At 43.7% G+C, this 5,773-nt stretch carries 7 protein-coding genes; 6 read left to right on the forward strand and 1 reads right to left on the reverse strand.

The features are described 5' to 3' along the window. Positions 1-456: 456 nt before the first annotated feature. From BW950_RS15495 to BW950_RS14385, 6 genes are all read left to right on the forward strand, one after another. Complete coding sequence (locus BW950_RS15495) at positions 457-1,527, forward strand: class I SAM-dependent DNA methyltransferase (protein ID WP_200796846.1); 1,071 nt, start codon at positions 457-459, stop codon at positions 1,525-1,527. Next, positions 1,490-3,238, forward strand: a complete 1,749-nt coding sequence (locus tag BW950_RS15500) for an N-6 DNA methylase (RefSeq protein ID WP_200796847.1) — start codon at positions 1,490-1,492, stop codon at positions 3,236-3,238. Before BW950_RS15495 ends, BW950_RS15500 begins: the two co-directional genes overlap by 38 nt. Further along, positions 3,231-4,307, forward strand: coding sequence for a Fic family protein (locus tag BW950_RS14370; RefSeq protein ID WP_076489994.1), 1,077 nt, complete (start codon positions 3,231-3,233; stop codon positions 4,305-4,307). The genes BW950_RS15500 and BW950_RS14370 overlap by 8 nt, the downstream gene beginning before the upstream one ends. A gap of 203 nt (positions 4,308-4,510) precedes the next feature. Next, positions 4,511-4,741 carry a type II toxin-antitoxin system antitoxin VapB gene (vapB, locus tag BW950_RS14375; protein WP_076489995.1) on the forward strand — a complete coding sequence of 77 codons (231 nt, stop codon included), beginning with the start codon at positions 4,511-4,513 and terminating at the stop codon, positions 4,739-4,741. Then, positions 4,741-5,154, forward strand: coding sequence for a type II toxin-antitoxin system tRNA(fMet)-specific endonuclease VapC (gene vapC / locus BW950_RS14380; RefSeq protein WP_076489996.1), 414 nt, complete (start codon positions 4,741-4,743; stop codon positions 5,152-5,154). Before vapB ends, vapC begins: the two co-directional genes overlap by 1 nt. 201 nt (positions 5,155-5,355) lie before the next feature. After that, positions 5,356-5,601 carry a flavodoxin family protein gene (locus tag BW950_RS14385; RefSeq protein WP_076489997.1) on the forward strand — a complete coding sequence of 82 codons (246 nt, stop codon included), beginning with the start codon at positions 5,356-5,358 and terminating at the stop codon, positions 5,599-5,601. 52 nt (positions 5,602-5,653) lie between these two features. Here BW950_RS14385 and BW950_RS14390 read toward each other — a convergent pair. After that, the coding region (locus tag BW950_RS14390) for an IS3 family transposase (protein WP_143559267.1) at positions 5,654-5,773 on the reverse strand (120 nt) is incomplete at its 5' end.

The following is a 5,773-nucleotide window of genomic DNA, read 5'->3' on the forward strand; positions in this document are numbered from 1 at the left end:
AAGACTACAGAATAAACATCCGGATTTCTAAACGCGACGTAGAGGCTTTAAAAACAAAGGCTCTGGAAGAAGGCATCCCCTATCAAACCCTTGTTACGAGTATTTTACACAAATATGTAACTGGAAACCTTAAAGACGTAAGATAATATATTGCGTTTAACATAACGCTTAACCAGACCGGCACAGCCGGCTGGGCGGAGAGTGGCGAATTCCTCTCAGCCTGGGGGTATGCCAAACCGATAGCTTGGGCCGGGATGGCGGAAAAATACCGCTGTATCATATTAGCGGAAGCGGGTGCAGGGTTGGAAACGGCAACTTCGGCTACAAGCGGAACGTTATAGGCAATACCGCGCCAAGACAAAGGTGGATATGATAAAATTAAAAAGCGGAAGATTCTAAAATCCCCGCGCCCCAAGAAGCCCGGCGTCCATGCCGGGCTAAGAATAAGAGGAATGAATGGCAAAACTGACATTAGCAAAACTTGGAAACTTATTACTCACTGCCTGTGATGATCTTCGCGGCAGCATGGATGCCAGCGAATATAAGGAATATATCTTTGGTATGCTCTTTCTCAAGCGAGCCAGTGACCTCTTTGATCAGAGAAGAGCAGAACTGCGAAGAGAACTATCCGAACAGGGCTTAACCGAAGCCGATATCCAGACAGAACTGGAAGACAAGGATAACTATTCCGGGAAGTATTTTTATGTTCCGCCCAGGGCACGATGGAACGAAGGCTGGATACAGGTATTTAAAAAAGACGATGGTTCTGAGGATCGAAAGCAAATCCCCGCTTTAAAGCACCTCAAAGAAAACGTCGGCACCATGCTTAACAAAGCTCTTGAAGCCATTGAAGATGCTAACCCCGAAGCCTTGCAGGATGTGCTGAAGACCATCAACTTCAACAGAAAGATCGGGCAGCGGACTCTGGATGACGATACTCTGGCGGATTTTCTACAGAACTTTGAGAAAATACCGCTGAAAGACGATGATTTTGAATTCCCTGATTTACTTGGAGCCGCCTATGCGTGGCTGATCAAGTACTTTGCCGATTCTGCCGGCAAAAAAGCAGGCGAATTTTATACCCCTTCTGAAGTTGTGCGCATTATAGTCGAAATTTGTGATCCAAAAGAGGAAATGAGCATCTATGACCCGACGGTTGGTTCTGGCGGTATGCTCATTCAAGCTCGTGATTACCTTCGCGAATGTGGGGATGAACCCAGTGAACTATCACTTTATGGGCAGGAAAAAATGGGTACTACCTGGTCCATCTGTAAAATGAATATGCTCCTTCATGGAATTTCCCATGCAGATATCCGCCAGGAAGATACAATAAAAAATCCCCAGCATATGGATGAACATAATGAGCTAAAGCGTTATGACCGGGTAATGGCTAATCCACCGTTCAGCCACAATTACTCGAAGAAAGATTTGAAATTTCCCGGCCGCTTCCCGGTCTTTATGCCGGAGAAAGGTAAGAAAGGCAGACCTGATGTTTGTCCAACATATGCTGGCGGTACTCAAGAGTGATGGTCGCCTGGCGACGGTTATGCCTCACGGGGTAATGTTCCGCGGAGGCGAAGAGGCTGAAGCCCGTAAGTATTTCATGGACCATGGGTACCTGGAAGCGATAATTGGTTTACCGGCAAGTCTTTTCTATGGCACAGGTATCCCTGCCTGTATTCTTGTGCTGAATAAAAAAGATGCTAACAAAAGAAAGAATGGCCATGTGCTGTTTATCAATGCCGACCGGGGTTACCGGGAAGGCAGTGCACGCAATTACCTGAGACCTGAGGACATCGATAAAATTGTTCATACCTACCACACCGGTAAAGACGTACCGGAAGCAACTTTCAGCATTATAGATGATGACACAAAACAGCCCATGTATGCGTGCAGGGTACCGGTTTCAGAAATTATCGCGGAAGAATACAATTGCAATATCAGACGCTATGTAGATAATGCTCCCCCACCTGAGCCCCAGGATGTAAGGGCACACCTGCACGGCGGGATACCAAAGAAAGAGGTTGATTGCCTGACACATTTCTGGAACAACTACAAGGATTTGAAAGAAGACTGTTTTTCAGAAAAAGATAATGATTATTATCAATTTTCAGGCAAGCTGGATAACAGGCGCTCCATTTCCGAGTTTATCAACAAGCACCCGGGTTTGCAGAAAAGGCATGAACAATTTATAACATCTCTTTCGAAATGGTGGAACAAAAACCATCCTGTGGTAGAAGCGCTGGCGCATGATCCGGATAACCAGCATGAAAGTGCCGGTAATGTGTTTCTGATGCGCCGGACTCTTATCCAAAGCATTGAAAAATTGCTGAGTAATCAGAACATACTCTCCTTTTCGCAGGTGCGTGGAGCATTTGCCAACTATGTGGATGAACTGAAGGCGGACTTTAAATCCATCGCGGCCAGCGGATGGGGGCCGGAACTGATTCCCGATGAAGAAATCCTGCAGAGTCAGTTTCCGCAAGTTCTGGAAGAGATGGAAAAATACCAGTCAAGAATCGAGGAGCTGCAGTCACTATTTACGACTGCCGATGATGAGGATTTTGAAGATGATGAAGATACCGGCGTGCTTCCCTCATCCGAAGTAAAAGACAAAAAAGACAGCCTGAAAGAGTTGAATGCAGCGTGGAAGCATGAACTTAAAACCCTAAAAGCTCTTGTTGCCGATCTCTTTGCCGAGATCAAGGCGGCCGGCAAGCTTCCCGGGGGTGAGAAAAAAGGGTTCTATTGCACCGAAGGTTTTGCCCAGAATAACCCGGTGTTTGAAAACGGAAAGAAAATCTGTGAACTGGCCGGAAGAGTCAATCATTCAACAGACTATACCGAGAAGATAGAGACAACAATAGAAAACGGTATAACCGTTTACAAACAGACCCAATATATTGAGAAAGCCTTGTCACGCCATAAAGCGCTGGAAGATGAACTAAAAGAGCTTAAGAAGAATATTAAAGCCATTGAGAATAAGCGGGATGAACTGGTAGAAAGTCCCCGCAAAAAAATCAGCACCGATGAAGCCAGGCAGGTCATACTGAAACGGCTTAAAAGCATGCTGCTGGGAACTTACACCCGGTACTTGCAGGACGACAAACGGGCCTGCATAAAAGTCGTGGAAAATCTTTGGGATAAGTACGCTGTTACTGCAAAAGAGATTGAAGCCGAACGGGACAAGGCTTCGTCACAGCTGCATGAATTTTTGATGGAGTTGGGCTATGAATAAATTTATTCTTAAACCGCTGCCGCCGGAAGTAGATTTGGAAACACGGGAAATCCTGAAAAAATGTATTGAAGCCGGCAGATGCCTGGCGGAGTTAAAGGGTATCTGCAAAACCATTCCCAATGAGAATATTTTGATTAACACTCTTGCCCTTCAGGAGGCTAAAGACAGTTCTGCCATTGAAAATATCATTACAACCCATGATGAACTGTTTAAAGAAGAGCTTTTTTCTGACTATATTGGAAACGCCGCGGCAAAAGAGGTGCAAAATTATTCTACAGCTCTGAAAAAGGGCTTCAAGCTCATCCAGCGGAACAATCTTTTAACCAACAATATCATTCTGGAAATTCAAAAAGAGCTGGAACGCAACCGGGCCGGTTTCCGAACCCAGGCCGGTACCGAGCTGGTGAACCCCGCCACCGGAAAAGTAGTTTATACACCTCCCCAGCAGCCCGATGAGATTGTCAGCCTCATGGGTAACCTGGAAACATTTATCAATGACCAGAATCTGAGTGACCTGGAACCGTTGGTTAAAATGGCTATGATCCATTACCAATTTGAGAGTATCCATCCCTTTTATGACGGGAATGGTCGCACAGGCAGAATCATTAACATTTTGTATCTGGTACTTCAGGAGCTTCTGGACTTGCCGGTCTTGTATCTCTCTCAATACATAATCGAGACAAAATCCGAGTATTACCGGCTCCTGCAGGCAGTTCGGGATGAGAACGCATGGAGCGAATGGGTGCTCTATATACTGGAAGGGGTGATTGTTACTTCCCGCAACACTATCCGCATTATCCAGAACATCACAGACCTAATGAGTGATTACAAGCACCGCATTCGCAAAAAATATAAATTCTACAGCCAGGACTTTCTGAATATTCTGTTCAACCATCCTTACACCAAGATCGATTTTCTGGTGCAGACCCTGGGCGTTACCCGCAAAACAGCCGCCAAGTATCTGGACGAACTCTCAGAAGGCGGTCTGTTAAAAAGAGAGAAAATTGGAGTGAATCACTACTACATCAATGAGCCCCTGTTTGAACTCTTTACCCGGAGGGAGGGTTGATATGGGTAAAAAACGCTATATTTTACCCATAAGACAAAAAATAGGGGTAAAAAACAGGGAAATGTACCCGGATGGGGGTGCGGACAGAAACTTGCCTTCGCGAGTACGCTCCGGCAACTTCGCATAGCCGCGGAACGTTATATGGCATTTTACCCTTGAAGATGTATACACAAGGGTATATACCTGAGGCAGGGGGATTTAATATGCAAACAGTGAAAGTATTTCGTAGTGGCAATAGTCAAGCGGTTAGAATTCCAAAGGAATTTGCTATAGACGATACAGAATTATTTATCCATAAAATTGGGAACTCTATCATTCTTACATCAAAAGATGATATCTGGGCTTCATTCAGAAATAGTATTGATAAATTTTCCAATGATATATTTCAAGAAGGAAGAGAGCAACCTGAAAATCAGGATAGAGAAAGCTTCTAATGTATTTGCTTGATACAAATATCTGTATTTATTTGATGAAGAAAAAATTTCCTAAGCTGCAATCCAGAGTTGAATCTGAATCGCTTTTTAATATTGCACTATCATCTGTTACAGTTGCAGAATTGGAATATGGAATTGCAAAAAGCAATTTTCCAAATAAAAACAGGGAGTTACTATATGGGTTTCTTTCTCCATTTGAAATAATTCCGTTTAGCGAATTAGATGCTGAAAATTTTGGATTTATTAGATACTATCTTAATAAGCAAGGAACTCCGATTGGACCATATGATCTACAAATAGCCTCTCAGTGCTTATCAAGAAACCTATGCATTATCGCAAACAATGTAAAAGAATTTGAAAGAGTACCAAAATTGCTTATTGAAAACTGGGTGCAAGAGCAAAACAACATATAATAAGGAATATATGCGGCGCCTTCGGCTTGGGCTTCCGCGCTCTGCCATGATAGTTGTCACCTAAACCTGATTGATATGGAGGTGACACATGCCACACTGGAAACGGCAACCCCGCCCTGGTTAGTTTAGTTTACCGTTTCCAACTCGCGAAACGTTAGGCGAAATACATGACCATGCAATACAATAAAGGAGATGGGACTAATGGCAAAAATATTTTATTTCTCTGGAACAGGGAATTCATACCTGGTTGCTAAAAAACTTGGAATGAAAATAGAAAATTGTGAATTAATTAAAATTACATATGAAATAAAGAGAGAAATCTATGAAGACGATATCATTGGCATTGTATTTCCTGTTTATTACTTCGGGCTTCCAAAGATTGTAGAAAATTTTTTGATTAACTTTGATTTCAAAAGTAGCGGTTATGGAAACGGCAAACTAAACTAACCAGCGCGGGGAAAACAGGAATTGGGGGTGCGGACGTTTTCTTGGACTGGTTTTACGCTGCTTTTCCGATGGCCTGACGGTATTCAACCGGACTCAGACCCCCGAGGGATAGCTTTACACGCCGTTCATTATACCACCGAATATACCGATCCAGTTGATCAATGAACTCTTC

It is taken from the genome of Alkalispirochaeta americana, from assembly GCF_900156105.1.
Taxonomy (GTDB): Bacteria; Spirochaetota; Spirochaetia; order DSM-27196; family Alkalispirochaetaceae; genus Alkalispirochaeta; species Alkalispirochaeta americana.